Source organism: Ferdinandcohnia sp. FSL W7-1320 (genome assembly GCF_038050315.1).
Taxonomy (GTDB): domain Bacteria; phylum Bacillota; class Bacilli; order Bacillales; family Bacillaceae_L; genus Ferdinandcohnia; species Ferdinandcohnia aciditolerans.
In genome coordinates this window covers 5,127,558-5,144,488 of record NZ_JBBPAM010000001.1, presented here as the reverse complement: position 1 = coordinate 5,144,488, position 16,931 = coordinate 5,127,558, and the positions used below count along the sequence as shown (strand labels likewise).

Annotated in this window: 16 protein-coding genes; 12 read left to right on the top strand and 4 right to left on the bottom strand. The window is 40.7% G+C overall.

What is annotated here, in order from left to right:
• Positions 1–11 precede the first annotated feature (11 nt).
• From glpX to NST91_RS24650, 4 genes are all read left to right on the top strand, one after another.
• On the top strand, positions 12–974 hold the full coding sequence (gene glpX / locus NST91_RS24665) for a class II fructose-bisphosphatase (protein WP_121448530.1): 963 nt from the start codon (positions 12–14) through the stop codon (positions 972–974).
• Between the two features lie 633 nt (positions 975–1,607).
• Positions 1,608–2,900 (top strand): transcription termination factor Rho, encoded by a 1,293-nt coding sequence (gene rho / locus NST91_RS24660; protein WP_121448529.1) that lies wholly within the window; start codon positions 1,608–1,610, stop codon positions 2,898–2,900.
• A 213-nt stretch (positions 2,901–3,113) separates the two neighbouring features.
• Positions 3,114–3,314 carry a 50S ribosomal protein L31 gene (gene rpmE, locus NST91_RS24655; RefSeq protein WP_116351985.1) on the top strand — a complete coding sequence of 67 codons (201 nt, stop codon included), beginning with the start codon at positions 3,114–3,116 and terminating at the stop codon, positions 3,312–3,314.
• Between the two features lie 173 nt (positions 3,315–3,487).
• A complete protein-coding gene (locus NST91_RS24650; protein WP_341333262.1) occupies positions 3,488–4,108 on the top strand; it encodes a thymidine kinase in 621 nt (206 codons plus the stop codon).
• 67 nt (positions 4,109–4,175) lie between these two features.
• Here NST91_RS24650 and NST91_RS24645 read toward each other — a convergent pair whose 3' ends face one another.
• The gene (locus NST91_RS24645; RefSeq protein ID WP_341333261.1) at positions 4,176–4,691 is read right to left on the bottom strand and encodes a MerR family transcriptional regulator; all 516 of its coding nucleotides are present in this window, start codon (positions 4,689–4,691) and stop codon (positions 4,176–4,178) included.
• Between the two features lie 484 nt (positions 4,692–5,175).
• Between NST91_RS24645 and prfA the strand changes: the two genes are divergently transcribed.
• Both prfA and prmC read left to right on the top strand, forming a co-directional pair.
• The gene (gene prfA, locus NST91_RS24640; protein ID WP_121448525.1) at positions 5,176–6,252 is read left to right on the top strand and encodes a peptide chain release factor 1; all 1,077 of its coding nucleotides are present in this window, start codon (positions 5,176–5,178) and stop codon (positions 6,250–6,252) included.
• Positions 6,252–7,121, top strand: a complete 870-nt coding sequence (gene prmC / locus NST91_RS24635) for a peptide chain release factor N(5)-glutamine methyltransferase (protein WP_341333260.1) — start codon at positions 6,252–6,254, stop codon at positions 7,119–7,121. The genes prfA and prmC overlap by 1 nt, the downstream gene beginning before the upstream one ends.
• A gap of 81 nt (positions 7,122–7,202) precedes the next feature.
• Here prmC and NST91_RS24630 read toward each other — a convergent pair whose 3' ends face one another.
• From NST91_RS24630 to NST91_RS24620, 3 genes are all read right to left on the bottom strand, one after another.
• Positions 7,203–7,676 carry a hypothetical protein gene (locus NST91_RS24630; protein WP_341333259.1) on the bottom strand — a complete coding sequence of 158 codons (474 nt, stop codon included), beginning with the start codon at positions 7,674–7,676 and terminating at the stop codon, positions 7,203–7,205.
• 2 nt (positions 7,677–7,678) lie between these two features.
• On the bottom strand, positions 7,679–7,882 hold the full coding sequence (locus NST91_RS24625) for a helix-turn-helix domain-containing protein (RefSeq protein WP_121448522.1): 204 nt from the start codon (positions 7,880–7,882) through the stop codon (positions 7,679–7,681).
• An 808-nt stretch (positions 7,883–8,690) separates the two neighbouring features.
• Positions 8,691–9,863 (bottom strand): IS256 family transposase, encoded by a 1,173-nt coding sequence (locus NST91_RS24620; RefSeq protein ID WP_341333258.1) that lies wholly within the window; start codon positions 9,861–9,863, stop codon positions 8,691–8,693.
• A 1,672-nt stretch (positions 9,864–11,535) separates the two neighbouring features.
• On the opposite strand from NST91_RS24620, the gene spoIIR reads away from it, so the two are divergent.
• From spoIIR to NST91_RS24590, 6 genes are all read left to right on the top strand, one after another.
• On the top strand, positions 11,536–12,219 hold the full coding sequence (gene spoIIR / locus NST91_RS24615; protein WP_341333257.1) for a stage II sporulation protein R: 684 nt from the start codon (positions 11,536–11,538) through the stop codon (positions 12,217–12,219).
• Positions 12,220–12,297: 78 nt separating this feature from the next.
• Positions 12,298–12,744 (top strand): GNAT family N-acetyltransferase, encoded by a 447-nt coding sequence (locus tag NST91_RS24610; RefSeq protein ID WP_341333256.1) that lies wholly within the window; start codon positions 12,298–12,300, stop codon positions 12,742–12,744.
• Between the two features lie 351 nt (positions 12,745–13,095).
• Positions 13,096–14,139, top strand: coding sequence for an L-threonylcarbamoyladenylate synthase (locus NST91_RS24605; protein WP_341333255.1), 1,044 nt, complete (start codon positions 13,096–13,098; stop codon positions 14,137–14,139).
• A 206-nt stretch (positions 14,140–14,345) separates the two neighbouring features.
• Positions 14,346–14,912 (top strand): manganese efflux pump, encoded by a 567-nt coding sequence (locus NST91_RS24600; protein ID WP_121448518.1) that lies wholly within the window; start codon positions 14,346–14,348, stop codon positions 14,910–14,912.
• Between the two features lie 216 nt (positions 14,913–15,128).
• The gene (locus NST91_RS24595; protein ID WP_341333254.1) at positions 15,129–15,560 is read left to right on the top strand and encodes a low molecular weight protein arginine phosphatase; all 432 of its coding nucleotides are present in this window, start codon (positions 15,129–15,131) and stop codon (positions 15,558–15,560) included.
• Between the two features lie 26 nt (positions 15,561–15,586).
• Positions 15,587–16,873, top strand: a complete 1,287-nt coding sequence (locus NST91_RS24590; RefSeq protein ID WP_341333253.1) for a methyl-accepting chemotaxis protein — start codon at positions 15,587–15,589, stop codon at positions 16,871–16,873.
• Positions 16,874–16,931: the final 58 nt, after the last annotated feature.

Here is a 16,931-nt window from a genome sequence, read left to right as displayed (position 1 = left end):
GGGAAGAGAGTGTGGAAAGAAGCTTATCGATGGAGCTTGTACGTGTTACAGAGGCAGCGGCATTAGCATCAGCTCGTTGGATGGGACGCGGTAAAAAAGATGAAGCAGATGGAGCAGCAACCTCTGCAATGAGAGATGTGTTCGACACAATCCCAATGAAGGGACAAGTTGTCATTGGGGAAGGAGAAATGGACGAGGCTCCAATGCTTTATATTGGTGAAAAGCTTGGAAATGGCTATGGTCCAAGAGTTGACGTAGCGGTGGACCCACTTGAAGGGACCAATATTTTAGCGTCTGGTGGATGGAATGCATTGTCTGTATTGGCTGTAGCGGATCACGGTAATTTACTTCATGCACCAGACATGTATATGGACAAAATTGCGGTCGGTCCGGAAGCGGTTGGGTTAATTGATATTAACGCACCAATAATCGATAACCTAAAAGCTGTTGCAAGAGCAAAGAATAAGGATATTGAAGATGTTGTGGCAACCGTTTTAAACCGACCAAGACATGAGCATATCATTTCACAGCTTCGCGAAGCAGGTGCTCGAATTAAGCTAATCAATGACGGCGATGTTGCGGGAGCCATTAATACAGCATTTGACCATACTGGTGTAGATATTTTATTCGGTTCAGGCGGTGCCCCAGAAGGCGTTCTTTCAGCTGTTGCATTGAAATGTCTAGGTGGCGAAATTCAAGGTAAGCTTCTACCTCAAAATGATGAGGAGATTGCGCGTTGTATCAAAATGGGACTTGATGTTTCAAAAGTTCTTAAAATGGAAGATCTAGTTAGCGGAGATGACGCCATTTTTGCAGCAACCGGTGTTACAGATGGTGAGCTATTACGTGGCGTGCAATTTAAGGGATCAATTGGCACCACTCATTCACTTGTCATGCGTGCGAAATCAGGAACTGTTAGATTCATAGATGGTAGACACAGTTTGAAGAAAAAGCCTAATCTAGTAATTAAATAAAGTAGAAGCGAGTCTTTAGACTCGCTTCTCACTTTTAATCACTCGCGTGTTTGCTTAAAAGCATTCTTGACACTGTAACTTCATAACTCTATTAAAATAAGGGTATTGATTAAAAATACAAGAATAGGGTAAAATAAAGAGGATTATCTAACAGAATATGTTCCTTTATATTTAATAACGAATGATTGAAAAAGTGAAAACTTTTCGCAGGGGTTCAAACCCTGGCTAAATAATGTCAAAACCTCCGGCGGAGACATGCGATCTTCAAAAGTCACTTTTCGCCTAGTCGCGAAACAATCTGGGCGCGAATACGCCAAGGCGTGTTTGATTGTCTTTTTTACTTCAATTAAATTCATGTTTAGGGATTCCAATTTCCTTAACAAAAATGAGTACCGCGGTAAAGCTTCTATGCAATCCTCATAATGCTTCTATATCATTCCATCCATACTGTTACATATAAAATGTTTCATCTATCTCTTATTTTTTTTAAGAGAAAAATGCGAAAACGCTTTTATATAATGGACGAATGAACCAATCATCAAATGCGCTTTGGCGAGCGTTATAACCAATCAATTGGAGAGCATTTACGGTTAAGTAGAAACAATTTTAAACTAGAAAAAGAGTGGTGTACGAATGAGTATTACAATTTCAAGCCTAGAAAACATGAAGCTAAAAGAATTATACGAATTAGCACGTGAATTTAAGGTTTCTTATTATAGCAAGTTAACGAAGAAAGAATTGATTTTTGCAATCTTAAAAGCACGCGCAGAGCAGGATGGCCTTTTATTTATGGAGGGTGTTCTGGAAATTATCCAATCAGAAGGATTCGGTTTCCTTCGTCCTATCAACTATTCTCCATCGTCTGAAGATATCTATATTTCTGCATCTCAAATCCGTCGTTTTGACTTGAGAAACGGGGATAAGGTTTCGGGGAAAGTGCGTCCTCCAAAGGAAAATGAACGTTATTATGGACTGCTTCACGTGGAGGCTGTTAATGGTGATGATCCAGAATCCGCAAAGGAACGTGTTCACTTCCCAGGTCTAACACCTCTATATCCAGATCGTCAAGTTATCTTAGAAACAAAGCCAAATCATATTTCAACTCGAATTATGGACATTTTGGCACCGGTTGGTTTCGGACAACGTGGACTCATTGTAGCACCGCCTAAGGCTGGTAAAACGATGCTGATTAAGGAAATTGCAAACAGCATTACAACCAACCATCCAGAGGCTGAGCTAATCGTATTACTAATCGACGAGCGCCCAGAAGAGGTTACAGACATCGAACGATCCGTAGCAGGAGATGTTGTAAGTTCTACTTTTGATGAGGTTCCGGAAAACCATATTAAGGTTGCTGAACTTGTGTTAGAAAGGGCGATGCGTCTTGTTGAGCACAAACGGGATGTCATTATCTTAATGGATAGTATTACTCGTCTAGCAAGAGCATACAACCTTGTTATCCCGCCAAGCGGACGTACATTATCAGGGGGTATTGACCCTGCTGCATTCCACCGTCCAAAGCGTTTCTTTGGGGCGGCGAGAAACATCGAAGAGGGTGGAAGCTTAACAATCTTAGCGACTGCGCTTGTCGACACAGGTTCACGTATGGATGACGTTATCTATGAGGAATTTAAGGGTACTGGTAACATGGAACTTCACCTTGATCGTTCACTCGCAGAAAGACGTATTTTCCCTGCGATTGATATTCGTCGTTCTGGTACAAGAAAAGAAGAGCTTCTTATCGAAAAAGGCAAGCTGGATAAAATTTGGGCAATCCGAAAAGCAATGTCAGATTCTCCAGATTTTGCAGAGAAATTTTTACGTCGACTTAAGCAAACTAAAACAAATGCAGAGTTCTTTGAAATGCTAGAAGCAGAAAAGAAAGCGGCAGCTGCTAGAAGAAGCGGCAATCGTTCTGATTCCTAAGGTAAATACACTGAAGTTTGTGAATGCAACAAATCTCTGTGTTGGAAAAAATATTGAGAATTAACGGTTTTTAACAGCAGGATTAAGTTGCAATTCACAGCTTCACTTGTTATAATTTCAACATGTGCGTTTTAGGTATTCAAAATACATGTGATTTTGCTAAAACGTAACTCTGTTTCGATCAATGATTCAGGGCGGAAGGAGATGAGACGAATGAAATCAGGAATTCATCCAAACTATAAAAAAGTTATGGTGAAATGTGCTTGTGGTAACGAATTTGAATCTGGTTCTGTAAAAGAGGAGATCCGCGTTGAGGTTTGCTCAGAGTGTCACCCATTCTATACAGGCCGTCAGAAGTTCGCTGATGCAGGTGGACGTGTAGATAAATTCAACAAAAAATACGGTATTAAATAATATCGGTTTGAAAGCCAAAAACAGGCAAGTTTTTTCTTCTTGCCTGTTTTTTTTGCTACTAAACCTATTTTTTCTCGCAATTATAGATACTTACCTCTTAAAAATAATCCTCAAATCCATAGTCAATTAGTTGGCTCGGTAGAAACAACCCGAGGAAAGGAGACTTTCGTTTCATGTATATTATGAAGCAAAGTGGCTGGCTTGAAGTAATTTGTGGAAGCATGTTTTCAGGAAAATCTGAGGAACTGATTCGACGTGTACGTCGTACTGAATTCGCAAGACAATCCGTTCAGGTGTTTAAGCCTCAAATAGATAATCGATATAGTGAAAATTCCGTTGTATCCCATAATGGTTCTTCGTTTATAGCAAAACCAGTTGCAACTTCAGCTGATCTTTTAAAAGAGGTCTCTGCAGATACAGATGTAATTGCAATTGATGAAGTTCAATTTTTTGATGATGAGATTTTAGATGTCGTTCAGACACTAGCAAATCGTGGTCATCGTGTCATCGTTGCTGGCTTGGATCAAGATTTCCGTGGAGAGCCGTTTGGAAAAGTGCCTGAGCTACTTTCGCTAGCTGAGCTTGTTACTAAATTACAGGCGGTTTGTTCAGTCTGTGGTTCACCTTCAAGTAGAACACAACGCTTAATTAATGGACAACCTGCATCCTATGATGATCCGATTATTTTAGTAGGTGCTTCGGAGTCCTATGAGCCACGTTGCCGTCACCATCATGAAGTGCCAGGAAAACCATTATTACAATCTACTGTTCAAAAGGATACAATGAAATTATAAGGCGCTCCTGATTGGGGTGCTTTTTCATTTTGGGCATAAAAAAAGACCAGGCTTAAGTGTCCTGATCTTAGAAGAGGAATCCGAGAACTCTTTTACGTTTTCTTGAACCTTCTACTTTTTCGAGTGTAATGGCCGTTTGTTTTTGTAGTTCTTCCTTTTCTCTTTCAAGTTGCTCGATATAGTCCTCCATTTTTTGCATCCTCTTCTGAAGTTCATCTATTTCCTTGCGATGTTGAAGAAGTTGATAGGAAACAACGTCACTTGCTTTTTCTTGAATTTGTCTTTCATTTTCTTTAATCCGATCCATGATTGCGTTTAACTTTTCTGAGAGTGTTTTATCTGATGCTTGAACCATTTTCCGTGCGGTCCCCTTCCTAGGCGCTGGTGTAGTTAATTCGATTTTATCAGAAGGGACACCGGATTTCACTTGATTCCGTATTCCCTCGAATAATGGAAGGTCCGTGTTCTCAAATACATAGTGTCCGTATTCGTTTTTGGTACACTTAAGATTAAAGATTTTGATCCATTTCCGAACCGTTTTTGTTGATACCCCCAATTTTTTTGCGAACTGCGCAGTATTCACACCAACCAATCCCCCTATTATCTCTATTATTATATTGAAAGACTTTCTTCCGATTCTTTATCTACTACTACGATTCTCCTTTTATCGATAAAATCCTTCCGTCTAGACAAAACTAGAACCTTTTCGCCAAAGAAAGAACCAATCCAACATAATATCTGTAATTCGACAGCGAAATTTGGGAGAGAATGATTATAAGGTTATCGTGTCTAACTCCAGCGCCTAGCCAATCAGTCAAGAAGGATAAAAAGCATCCTTCTCGCCATCTTTTCTTATGCTTGTCAGACTTTCACAGGACAAGGAGGGCTTCGACAGCATTAATATCGCACGAAGAAAATGCCTGTATTTTCGAGGAAGTGCTCACATGACGTGGAAGTAGTTAGTCGATGTTCCATTTTACAGGGCGCCTGCGCTTTTCATTTGTAATTTGCTTTGACGATGTGGGTACCCTATACTATAATTATACTGTTATGGACTAAATTTTGAGGTGAAGAACGTGTTCGATCGTTTAGAGGCTGTTGAAGCTCGTTATGAAAAACTAAATGAACTATTGAGTGACCCGGATATCGTAAGTAATACAAATAAACTACGTGAATATTCAAAAGAACAATCTGATATACAAGAAACTGTAGAGAAGTATAGAGAGTATAAAGAGGTTAAGGAACAGTTAACCGATGCTAAAGCAATGCTTGAAGAGAAGCTTGATGCAGAGATGCGTGAAATGGTAAAGGAAGAAATCAATGAGCTTGAGGACCAAATGGAGGAACTCGAGGAGCGCCTGCACGTGTTACTATTGCCGAAGGATCCGAATGATGACAAAAACGTTATCATGGAAATCCGTGGTGCTGCAGGTGGAGATGAGGCTGCTCTATTTGCTGGTGATCTTTATCGCATGTACAGCCGCTTTGCTGAACACCAAGGCTGGAAGACTGAAGTGATGGATTCAAACTCAACTGGTGTTGGTGGATATAAAGAGATTATCTTTATGATTACCGGAAAAGGTGCTTATTCGAAATTGAAATTTGAAAATGGGGCACACCGTGTGCAACGTGTTCCTGAAACAGAATCAGGTGGACGTATCCATACATCAACTGCAACTGTAGCGGTATTACCTGAAGCAGAAGAGGTTGAAGTCGAAATTCATGAAAAGGATATTCGAGTCGATACGTTCGCATCCAGTGGACCTGGAGGACAAAGTGTTAACACCACAATGTCAGCGGTACGTTTAACGCATTTGCCAACTGGAACGGTGGTTTCCTGTCAGGACGAGAAATCACAAATCAAAAACAAGGAAAAAGCAATGAAGGTATTACGTGCCCGTGTTTATGATAAATTCCAACAAGAAGCACAAGCGGAATACGACCAAAACCGTAAGCAAGCCGTAGGTACAGGTGACCGTTCAGAGCGTATCCGTACGTACAATTTCCCACAAAACCGTGTAACCGACCACCGGATCGGGTTAACGATTCAAAAGCTTGATCAAATCCTAACAGGGAAACTTGATGAAGTTATTGATGCTCTCATCATGGAAGACCAAGCAAGAAAAATGGAGCAAGCCGAATAATGGCAGAATTTCATAAAATATTCGAAGCCCTCAAATGGGCTTCTTCTTTTTTACGGGAGCATGGTCGGGAAGAGAATATCGGGGAAATGCTGTTATGTCATTATCTAGATTTAAGTAGGGCGCAACTCCTTGCGGAAATTAGAGAAGAACTTCCTCCAGATGTGAAGGAGAAGTTTGTATCAGCTATGGAAAAAGTCGTGAGTGGAGTTCCGGTCCAACACATCATGGGCTATGAGGAGTTTTACGGGCGTAAATTTTTAGTGAATGAGGAAGTCTTAATTCCAAGGCCTGAGACGGAAGAATTGGTTCAAGGGTTACTTGCGAGGATGGGACGGTTGTATCCTGCAACAGATGTGATTAAGATCGTGGATGTCGGTACAGGGAGTGGAGCGATATCGGTGACGCTTGCTCTTGAAAGCAATCGATTAGATGTGATGACAGTAGATATTGCGAAGGCTTCTATTGATGTTGCACAGGAAAATGCAGCTCGGTTAGGCGCGAAGGTAAGGTTTATTGAAGGTGACTTATTAGGACCGTTAATAGAAGAAGAAAAAAAGGTAGATGTGGTTGTATCCAATCCACCGTATATTCCAGAAGATGATATCGAGACGTTGTCAACGGTTGTGAAGGATCATGAACCACTTCGGGCTCTAGTGGGTGGCCAAGACGGATTGGATTTCTATCGTCGATTTATGAAGGAGATACCTCTTGTTTTAAAAGAAAGAGGGATCGTTGCCTTTGAAGTAGGCGTTGGTCAGGGTGAAGCCGTTGCGCAAATGCTACGTGATGCTTTTCCTGGAGCAAAAGTAGAAGTTGTGAACGACATAAATGGAAAAGACCGGATGGTTTTTGCAGAAATAGGATTTTAAAAGGGCTTGGCACAGGTGCCAAGCCTTTTTTCTGTGGGTATAGTGGCTGGCTTTGCGTTCTGATCAAATCTAATGGCCAGTCTAGTAGTTCTTCTTCCAAGAAATAAAATAAGCAATGATTTGTATCAATGGATACAACAAAAATAAGATAATTGGGTAGTAGGGTACGTTGTCTGAGATGAAGGGATAGAGTAAAAATAGGGCGCTGATGATCGGGAATGTGTACCACATGCTAATATATGAAGTGCGACATGCTTTTCCGGTGAGTTCCTTTTCGCGTTCATCTCCTTCTTCAAATTCGATCGGCAATAAAAATACATTTTTCCATGACTTTCGTTTCTTTTTTATTTTTGGGTACGTAAATACGGTAAAAAGAGTGCCTACTACGATTGCGATTAAAATGGGTAATGTGTTTATCTCGATGGTCCATGGTGGTTCTTGATTCGTTTTTACGATTTTGGCAAAGTCCATTTGTGCATAATACATTGACGATAAGGCCCAGCCCATAAGCATGATTGAAACAATTGAATAAACAACATTACGAACAATACTCATCTTCATTCATCCTCCAAATAAAAAATTTTCTCGATTGGCAAGTTAAACGTTCGTGCGATATTCATTGCGAGCAATAGTGATGGTACATAGCTTCCTTTTTCCAATGCCACAATTGTCTGCCGCGTCACGTTCACTTTTTCAGCAAGAGCCCCTTGTGTAAGACTGTGCTTTGCACGGAGCTCCTTCACTCGATTTTTGATTTCCATTGGTAATATCCTCCAAGCGTTTCTGCTTTTATTGTAAAGTAGACTATACATTTTGTAAAGTCGACTTTACATTTATTTTAAAAAACAATTGAAAAGCCTACTTCTGTTTATTCAATCCAAATTATTTTCCCATTTGGACACATTGGCGGCAATTACTGGTTTGTACTGTCGGAATCAGCGAGGAATTCGGACTCGCAGCTCGGGGAGTTTGGTTATACTGTCGGAAACAGTATGTTATTCGGACTCACTACTCGGGGAATTAGGTAGTGCTGTCGGAATCAGCGAGGAAATCGGACTCACAGCACGGGGAACTTGGGTTTACTGTCGGAATCAGTGTGTAATTCGGACTCACAGCACTGGGTATTTGGTTTTACTGTCGGAATCAGCGAGGAATTCTGACACGGAGTACGAGAAACTTGGTCATACTGTCGGAATCAGTGTGTTATTCGGACTCGCAGCACGGGGAACTTGGTTTTACTGTCGGAATCAGCGAGGAATTCGGACTCACAGCTCGTGGAATTTGCTTTTACTGTCAGAATCAGTGTGCTATTCGGACTCACAGCACGGTGAAGTAAGTCAAGTCCTTAATATTGTGTAAAAGTGTCAACAATGATTTTCAACTTATTTATAAATTTGTATAGCGAGTTAGAATTATTTCGAATTTACATTGAGGGGTGGGCATGATAGCCTGGTGGCAAGCCAGGTGTTGTTAAACTCCTGGCTTCCTGGCTTTTATTCATGCCCACCGGAGGCTCAATGTCAATTCGAAATTAGGCGTTCACACTTTACTTGGTAGGTGGCGCTTTTCTCAACCTTTCCTACTTCTAATGATTTTTTTCATTTCTTGTTCCTCATTTATTTGCATGAGGACTGCTCCAATCATTCTAAACGCGGATTGAGTATTTGGAAATATTCGGATTACCTTTTCCCTTCTTCTAACCTCTTGGTTTAAGCATTCCAGTGAATTTGTGCTGCGAATATATTGTTGAAACTTATTGGGTTCATTTAAAAACTGGATAGCATCTTCGAAGCCATCTTCTAAAATTCGGGTCGCTTTCTCCAGCTTTGAATCTTCTCCAAATCGTTCAAGAAATTCATCTTTAAACCTTCTGGCATCATTCACACTAACAGCTTCAAAAATTCTCTTTAATCCTAGTTTTTCTTCATCTACCCCTTTTTTAGGTAGTACATTAAAAATATTTCGCTTGAAATGGACAGTGCAACGTTGCCAAACAGTTCCAACGAATACTTCTTTTAGAGCCCTTTTTAATCCGGGATGTGCGTCTGTAATAAATAGTCTTGGAGATTGTACTCCTCGAGATTGTAAGTGATGTAAAAATGCTTTCCAAGCATCATAGCTTTCTACGTGATCGACTCTTATTCCTAATATTTCTCGGCGGTTTTCTTCCGTAATGGCAGTAGCGATATAGACAGCCTTTGATACAACACGATTATGTTCACGCACCTTAATATACATGGCATCAGCGAAAATATAAGGGTAGTATGTTGTATTTAAAGGCCGGTTTGCCCAAGTTTGAACAATTGGGTCGAGTTGTTCCGTAAGAGAAGAAACAAAAGACTTCGAAACACTTTCTCCACAAAGTTGTTGGACAATATTCTTTACTTTACGAGTAGACACACCGTTTATAACCATTTCGAGCATTGAAAGCACAAATGCTTGGTCACAACGTGCATATTTTTCAAACAAGGAAGGTGAAAATCCCCCATTGCGAGTACGAGGAACTCTGAGATTCACCCTACCAATACTCATAATGAGCTCTCGCTCATAGTAACCATTTCGAGAATCAAATCGGTCAGTAGAACGTTCATAAGATCCAACTTGAAGAAAGTCATCACGTTCTTTCTCCATCACAGAATTTAAAACAAGAACAATCGAAGCTTTAATAACGGAGTCAATATCAGAATTCATTACTGATTCTTTTAAAACATCAATATCTAGGTTAAACTGTATTTGAGTCATTTTTATTCCTCTTTTCAATGTTTTACTTGGTCGTTAAACATTGTTGACAAAAAGGAATAAAATGACTCTTTTCTTTTACACAATTATATGGACTTAATCGTGAAGTAGGTTGTACTGTCGGAATCAGTGTGTAATTCGGACTCACAGCACGAGGAATTAGGTCGTACTGTCGGAATCAGCGAGGAAATCGGACTCACAGCTCGTGGAATTTGGTTGTACTGTCGGAATCAGAGTGTTATTCGGACTCACAGCACGGTGAATTAGGTTGTACTGTCGGAATCAATGTGTTATTCGGACTCACAACACGAGGAACTTGGGTTTACTGTCAGAATCAGTGTGTTATACGGACTCACAGCACGAGGAACTTGGGTTTACTGTCGGAATCAGTGAGGAATTTGGACTCCGCTGATCGGAAAACTTGGTTGTACTGTCGGAATCAGCGAGGAAATCGGACTCACAGCACGGGGAACTTGGGTTTACTGTCGGAATCAGTGTGTTATTCGGACTCACAGCACTGGGTATTTGGTTTTACTGTCGGAATCAGCGAGGAATTCTGACACGGAGTACGAGAAACTTGGTCATACTGTCAGAATCAGTGTGCTATTCGGACTCGCAGCACGGGGAACTTGGTTTTACTGTCGGAATCAGCGAGGAATTCGGACTCGCAGCACGGGGAACTTGGTTTTACTGTCGGAATCAGCGAGGAATTCTGACACGGAGTACGAGAAACTTGGTCATACTGTCGGAATCAGTGTGTTATTCGGACTCACAACACGAGGAACTTGGTTTTACTGTCAGAATCAGTGTGTTATTCGGACTCACAGCACGAGGAACTTGGGTTTACTGTCGGAATCAGTGAGGAATTTGGACTCCGCTGATCGGAAAACTTGGTTTTACTGTCGGAATCAGCGAGGAATTCGGACTCACAGCTCGTGGAATTTGCTTTTTACCGTCAGAATCAGTGTGCTATTCGGACTCGCAGCTCGTGGAATTAGGTTGTACTGTCGGAATCAGTGTGTTATACGGACTCACAGCTCGGGGAGTTTGGTTATACTGTCGGAAACAGTGTGTTATACGGACTCACTACTCGGGGAACTTGGTCGTACTGTCGGAATCAGAGTGTTATTCGGACTCGCAGCTCGTGGAATTTGGTTGTACTGTCGGAATCAGAGTGTTATTCGGAGCCGCAGCACGGTGAATTAGGTTTTACTGTCAGAATCAGTGTGTTATTCGGACTCGCAGCTCGTGGAATTAGGTTGTACTGTCGGAATCAGAGTGTTATTCGGACTCGCAGCACGGTGAATTAGGTTTTACTGTCAGAATCAGTGTGCTATTCGGACTCGCAGCTAGTGGAATTTGGTTGTACTGTCGGAATCAATGTGTTATTCGGACTCACAGCTCGGGGAGTTTGGTTATACTGTCGGAATCAGTTTGTTATTCGGACTCACTGTTCGCAAATCATGCTTGCTCTGTCTAAATCAGCTACGCCCCGGTTCGCTATTTCAGATCGACTAGTCCGAAAGAGCCTTGTATTCAGACACAGAGCAGGCTTTAACAGCTCGGCTTGACGGAATCATTCTACTAAAAAATAGTTTAATAGATTTTTCAAATTTGGTAGTTTAGGATTCTATTTTTTTGGCGAGAATGGTTTGTGAAGGGATGGTGCTAGAGAGTGAGTAAACAAATTGCAATTATATCATTTATATTTTTACTGTTAATTGGGGCGAATAGCCATTTATTGATAAAAGAAACAAGTGCGCAAGGGTATCAGGTAATTCCTGATGAAGCGATTCGACTTCGCATCTTGGCAAACAGTGATTCCGAAGAAGATCAAGCTTTAAAGCGCAAGGTGCGTGATGCGGTGAACGCAGAAATTACGGAATGGGTTGCGGAGTTAACTTCAATTGAAGCAGCTAGAGAGTTGATTCAAGAGAGACTACCAGAAATTGAGAAAATCGTTGCTAGAGTTTTAGAAGAAGAAAAGGGCAATCAAAATTACTCAGTTAAATATGGACGCAATGTTCAATTTCCAACAAAGCTTTACGGTCAATTTCTATACCCAGCAGGTGAGTATGAAGCCATTTTAATTTCAATTGGCGAGGCTGAAGGAGCAAACTGGTGGTGCGTGTTATTCCCTCCATTATGTTTCTTAGACTTTTCAACAGGTGATGCAATTGAAGCGTCAGATGAAGAAGGAAAAGATGTAGCAATGGAGCAAGAAGAAAAAGAAGTGGAGAAGGAAGAAAAGCAAGAAAAGAAAGACAACAAAGACAGTGCGGAAAATAAGGAAAGTGAAGGAGAAGAAGTAGAGGTAAAATTCTTCTTAGTTGAATTTTTTACGTCACTTTTTAGCTAAAAGTCTAGCATTTGGTTCTATTTGTTTAGAAGCCCTCATAGAGTAGTTACTAGATAATGAAAGATGGGGTGGAGAACTATGAAACAAATTAGAACGGCGACAGAACAGGATATTGAAAAAGTAAGAGCATTTTTAGTACAAGCTGAAGTAAGTGCGGAAGGTATTGAATCGATAATTGACCATTTTATATTACTGGAAGATGCTGAGCAACAAATCCTCGCGACCTTAGGGATTGAGAGGATTGAAAAGGATGGTTTACTTCGATCGCTCGTGATCTCGCCGGGTGTTGACCAAACGAATTTATTAACGCTGTTTAAAAGTGCGATTTCACTAGCGAAACATAAGGAAATTAGCCGATTGTATTTAGCGACAAATAAGCAAGCGTCGATTCAATTTTTCACCATGCTTGGTTTTGGACAAGTTGAAACGAATGAGCTACCAGTACATATAATAGGATCCAATCATATCTCACAGCTGCTTGAAAAAGCGGATCCGATGTTCATGGTTTCGCAAATTGAAAAATAAAATTAGTTTTCAAACCCTTGTTTGTGGACGGAATGTTTGCAGGCGGGGGTTTTATTTGTATTTACACAACTGAATTGTGGATAATGTGGATAAGTTTTGTTGTTAAAAAGGTATAAAATATGATAGTCTATGGAACGTGATGAAAAATATGGGCTGTGGATACATTTTTCCCTATAGATGTGATTTATGGAAAAGTTGGTTATATCCACAAAATTATCCACATTTTCGGTTAAATTATCCACAAAATGTGGATAACACTTGTTTTCTACCCATTATATACCTATACTTTTTTATATTGTAATAATAAATAAACTACATAATTAAAGGAATTTATTATAGGAGTTGCGTTACATGGAAACAAAACAATGGGTTGTGGATAAAGATGAACATAATTTAGAATCTTATCCACAAATAAAAGAGGCTGCAACGCTTTTACGGGCAAATGAAGTGGTTGCATTCCCTACTGAAACGGTCTATGGCCTTGGAGCAAATGCTTTATCTGACGAGGCGGTTGCAAAGATCTATACAGCAAAGGGGCGCCCGAGCGATAATCCACTGATTGTCCACATCTCCACAATTGGGCAGCTTTATAATATCGTACAGGATATTTCGGAGCAAGCTGAGCGTTTGATTGAGAAATTCTGGCCAGGTCCGTTAACACTTGTTTTAAAAAAGAAGGAAAATGCTGTTGCAAGTAAAGTAACAGCAGGTCTAGAAACGGTGGCAGTACGGATGCCAAGCCATCCAGTTGCTTTGGCATTAATATCGGCAACAGGGCTTCCGCTTGCTGCGCCAAGTGCGAATCTTTCGGGAAAACCAAGCCCGACACTAGCCAAGCATGTAGCGGATGATTTGACTGGAAAAATCGCTGGCGTCCTTGACGGTGGAGCAACAGGTGTTGGACTTGAGTCCACAGTTCTGGATTGTTCAGGTGAGGTACCTATCATTCTACGTCCAGGCGGTGTGACGAAAGAGCAGCTTGAGGAAGTGTGTGGTGTAGTCAAGGTTGACAAGGCGATATTAAAAGAAGATGAAGCGCCAAAATCACCAGGAATGAAATATAAACATTATGCACCAACGGCGCCACTTACAATCGTAAATGGTTCAATGGAATTTATTCAATCTCTTGTAAAAGAAAAGCAAGCTGAGGGGTTGAAAGTTGGCGTTTTGACAACAACGGAACGTGAAAAGAAATACAGTGCAGATAACATTATTGCTTGTGGTTCGCGTGAAGATTTAGAATCGGTGGCAAACAGACTTTATGATGTCCTCCGCCTCTTTGATGAAAGTAACGTCGATGTTATTTTTAGTGAGAGTTTTCCAAGTGAGGGCATTGGGCAAGCTATTATGAATCGGTTAATCAAAGCAGCGGGACATAAATTGATAACTGAATAAATTGGGAAATTCTTAGCTGAGATATATGGTTCAAGAAGGTGACGAATCTTATTGCAAGAAGGTCAAGAAACGTGAGACTTGAGGAACGGCGAGGCCGAGTGATGCAGAGATTCGCAGTCTATCATTTGGCAACTTTTTGAACAACCTTCTTCTATTTCGTTTTGTACATGCATATGTTGAAATAGGCACGTCCAAGGAGGTAGAAGATGGATATTACAGCATTTCTCGGGGAACTTATAACCTTATTTATAATGGCATTTGCTTTAGGAATGGACGCATTTTCCGTAGGACTTGGAATGGGATTAATCCGGTTAAGGCTTAAGCAGATTTTAACAATCGGGATAACCATCGGTGTGTTTCATATGTGGATGCCTTTGGCTGGAATGATGATCGGCCATTTTTTATCAGATACATTTGGAGCAATTGCAACCTATGTTGGTGCGGGATTGCTCTTATTTTTAGGATTGCAGATGATCATTTCCTCCTTCAAGGACGATGACGGTGACAAACGCATGATTACACCTGTTGGATTTGGTTTGTTTATTTTTGCCTTAAGTGTGAGTCTTGATAGTTTTTCTGTTGGGCTTTCATTAGGGATTTATGGTGCGAAGACGATTATGGTTATTCTGATGTTCGGTGTAGTTAGCATGATCCTGTCGTGGGTCGGTCTACTGCTAGGCAGAAAGGTCCAACATTGGCTCGGTACATATAGTGAGGTGCTAGGTGGTTGTATTCTCCTGGTCTTCGGAGTGAAATTGCTATTTCCTTTATAAGTGGGACAAGGGACCTGTCCCTGTGACCCAGGGAATTTGAAACGGTTATGAGGAAGCTGTGACCCATGGAAGAGTATGAGTGAAAAACTCGTGCTCTTTTTTTCATTTATTGTCTATGTGTTTTGGGTTGATCTCATTTATAATAGTACTATATCGAATTTTGTCTATTTGTGCAGGTCGTTCGCAGCATAAAGGCAGGTAGAAAAGGGTGATAAAATGATTCGCGTTTTATTTGTTTGTACAGGAAATACATGTCGAAGTCCAATGGCTGAGGCGATTTTACGAAAAAAGTGCGGTGAAGATATCGAAGTAAAATCAGCGGGGATATTTGCTGGGGATGGTAGTCCTGCTTCGGCTAATACGGCACAAGTCTTGAAGGAAAATGGAATTGAGTGTCAGCACTCTTCTTCCTTTTTAATACAAGAGCATATTGATTGGGCCACTTATGTGTTAACGATGACTAACCACCATAAGCAAGCAATACTTCAACGTTTTCCAGAAGCCCAGGACAAAGTACATACCTTAAAGGAATTTACAAATGGTAGTGGGGATGTTTCTGATCCATTTGGAGGGCCAGTAGAGATTTATAGAGAAACCTATGCAGAGCTCGAACCATTAATTGACGAGGTACTTTCAAAACTTAAATAGAGAGATAGATTCAGGGGGAGAATCGGTTGAAAAAAAAGCGCTATAAATTTGGTATAAAGCTAAAATTAGTCTTACTTACGACTATTTTAGCGATTGTGACATACTCAACATCTGCGTTATTCATTTACTTTGTGTATCCGTTCGTAAATGAGTTGATCAATCAACAAATTTTTATCATTGGCACGCTGGTTTTAGGGATTGTTTGGTCTGGGATTCTTGCGTATTTTGCGGCTTCCTTTATTACAAAACCACTCCAAAAGCTTGAGCAGGTAGCGATTCATGCGACGAATGGTGATATTCGTGAGGATGTTCCTGTTTCGAAATCAGATGACGAGATTCGTAGCTTGAGTCTTGCTTTTAATAAAATGCTTCACAATCTCCGCGAAATGGTTCAAAACATTGAAGGAAACTTTGAAAATACAAATGAAAAGGTTATTGAAATTACAAAAGCTTCCAGTCTTGCCTCCGAACAGGCGGAAAATATTAATCGAACAATTTCTGAGATTTCCAAAGGGGCGGATAGCTCGGCCGTATCGATTCAAGAAACAGCTGAATCTGTCGAGGATGTGATTCAAATTGCAGGAGAGGTTCAAGAAATTGCGAAAACCTCACAAAACTTGTCTGTTGAAATGGTCGATACATTACATGATAGCAAAGAGGTTGTTCATTCGTTAATTTCGGGCATTAATAAGCTTGTTGATAACAATCAAATTTCACTTCAAGCCGTCAATCGTCTTGAGACGAATGCGAAGGAAGTAGAGCATATTATTTCTCTAGTTGGCGATATTGCACGCCAAACAAATTTACTTGCATTGAATGCGTCAATCGAAGCGGCTCGTGCTGGTGAACATGGTAAGGGCTTTGCGGTTGTTGCTGAAGAAGTAAGGAAGCTTGCGGACGAAAGCTCAAAGGCTGTTCAAGGGATTACGGAGCTTATCCAAAGTATTCAGCAAGAGGTTCGAAATGTAGTCGTTCAAATTTCAGAACAAGTCGCTGTTGCAAATGAGGAAGCGAAAAAGGGAACCATCACAAATGAGGCGCTTGCTGAGATGACAACGTCCGTTCATGAAGTGGCAGATGCAGTAAAACAAATTGTTACCTTGGTTGAAAAACAAATGGAACGCATTCAAGAAACATCCCTGCAGTCTCAAGAGGTTGCAGCGATTGCGGAACAGACTTCAGCTGGTGCTCAAGAAGTAAGTGCGGCAACGCAACATCAGACAAGTGTAATTTGTGAAGTGGATGCATTGGCACAGGAACTTGCTACACAAGCAGGACAGTTAAAGCAGACGATTCAACGGTTTACAATGTAATTTTAAAAAGATAGAACTCCTATTTTGGTTCGGGAGTTCTTTTTTAGGTATAATAAAA